We start from the raw sequence: 1,664 nt of genomic DNA, 5'->3' as shown, positions 1-1,664 counted from the left end.
GGTGACGTAGCGGGGGTACAGGCCCTCGTCGACCAACTCGTCGGCGGCGTCCGCGCAGCTCTCGCCGACCACGTCCGGCACCTCGGCGGCCGGCGCCGGCCCGGCGACCTGTAGTTGCACTGTCGTCCCCCGGGCAACCTCGGTGCCCACCTCCGGTGTGGTGCTCTCGACCGTACGACCGACGCCGCCACCGAAGACCAACCGCCAACCCAACCGCTGCTTGCGCAGCGTCTCCCGGGCCTGCTCGAAGTCGGCGCCGATCACCGGGGGCACGGTCAGACCGGCACCCTTGGTCGCAGTGGCGGAGGTCTGGACCGCCGACGGTGTCGGCCGTCCGCTGCTCGGTCGCGGTGCGGTGGTCCGGCCGGTCGGCGCACCCGACGTGGTCGCAACGGCCAGCGGATCACCGGAGGGTGTCTCGTCCTCGCCGGCCAGCAACCAGCCACCTGTCGCACCGACCGCGGCGAGCAGCACCGCCGCCAACCCGCCACCGAGCACGACGCTGGCCCGGCCCGCACCGCCACCGGCGGCATTCTGCCGACCCGGGTTCGTGTCCGTCATAACGCCCACCGCCTCATCACCGGCGACCGTACCGCCCGCCGCCCAATCCGCCGCGCCGGCGTCCCACACCGGCGGGTCGTTGCGACTCGCCGCGCCGACGACGGGACGTTACGCTGCCCGGCATGGCCAGACAGGGCTGGGGAGTGTCGATCGCGACGGCGATCGGGGTCGCTGCCGGCGCGGGTGCCGCACAACTGGGCTTCGGCTACGGGCTCGGCGTCATCACCTGGACGCCCACCGATGCCGCTGCTACCGACACCGCCTGGGCGGACGGGCTCGCCTGGGCGACCTGGCTCGCCGCCAGCTCGACGGTCCTCGGCGCGGTCTGCGCGCAGCGGCTCCACCAACGCACCGCTCCGGCGAAGACCGCGATCTCTGCGCAGACCGCTACCGACGATGCGGACCGCCACGACGGCACGCCGCCCGGTGACCGAGAGCCGGAACACGAGCCCCCGGTCGACCCGCGTCCACCGACAGCCGGGGCCGCCCCGGCCGGGGTGACGAGCACACCACCGCCGGTGGCCGAGTCGCCGGAGCACGACCGCGGGGGCCTGCTGCGGCGGGTGGCCCTGGCGCTCGGTGCCGGGTTGGGCGGGCTGGTCACGGTGCTGTTGATCGCCGTACCCGCGCGGGTCGCGACCGGCGCGGACACCGGCGCACCGCAACGGACGGCCGCCGTTCAGGCAACACTGGGCATCCTGATCGGCGTCCTCGTCGCGATCTGGGCGCTGCGCTCCCGAGCCGCCGCCGTCAACGTGACAGCGACGGCAGCCTGGCTCTGGCTGCTCGCGGTGATCTCGGTGATCGACGGGGTACGCGTCGGACGAGGGCTGACCGGCGCGCAACTCGGCACCTGGCAGTTCGACCCGGACCACGCCCGGTACTGGATCGGGGGGCAGATCTACTGGCCGGGCGCCCTGCTGGCCCTGGTGCCCGCGCTGCTGATCGGGGTGCTGGCCGCCCGTCGGTCCGCCCGCTCGGGTGGGCACCGGGTGGGTGCGGCGGCCTCCGGCGCGGCCGGTCCGATGCTCGTCGCACTCGCCTACCTGACCACACTGCCGCACTGGTCCACGCTCGGCCCCGCGCAGCTCTCCACCCAGCTG

General features: G+C 74.7%; 1 protein-coding gene and 1 pseudogene. One reads left to right on the top strand and one right to left on the bottom strand.

Going from position 1 to position 1,664, the window contains the following annotated elements; all coding sequences use genetic code 11:
- Window positions 1–561, bottom strand: a 561-nt coding sequence (locus KBX53_RS32215) for a PASTA domain-containing protein (protein WP_210863609.1), incomplete at its 3' end; no start/stop codon positions are given.
- 122 nt (window positions 562–683) lie between these two features.
- Here KBX53_RS32215 and KBX53_RS32210 point away from each other — a divergent pair.
- A pseudogene (locus KBX53_RS32210) lies at window positions 684–1,664 on the top strand (hypothetical protein); the annotation flags it as partial.

Source organism: Micromonospora sp. M51 (assembly GCF_018070305.1).
GTDB lineage: Bacteria > Actinomycetota > Actinomycetes > Mycobacteriales > Micromonosporaceae > Micromonospora > Micromonospora parva.
The sequence above is the reverse complement of the archived record's forward strand: the minus strand, read 5'-3'. Positions and strand labels throughout refer to the sequence as shown.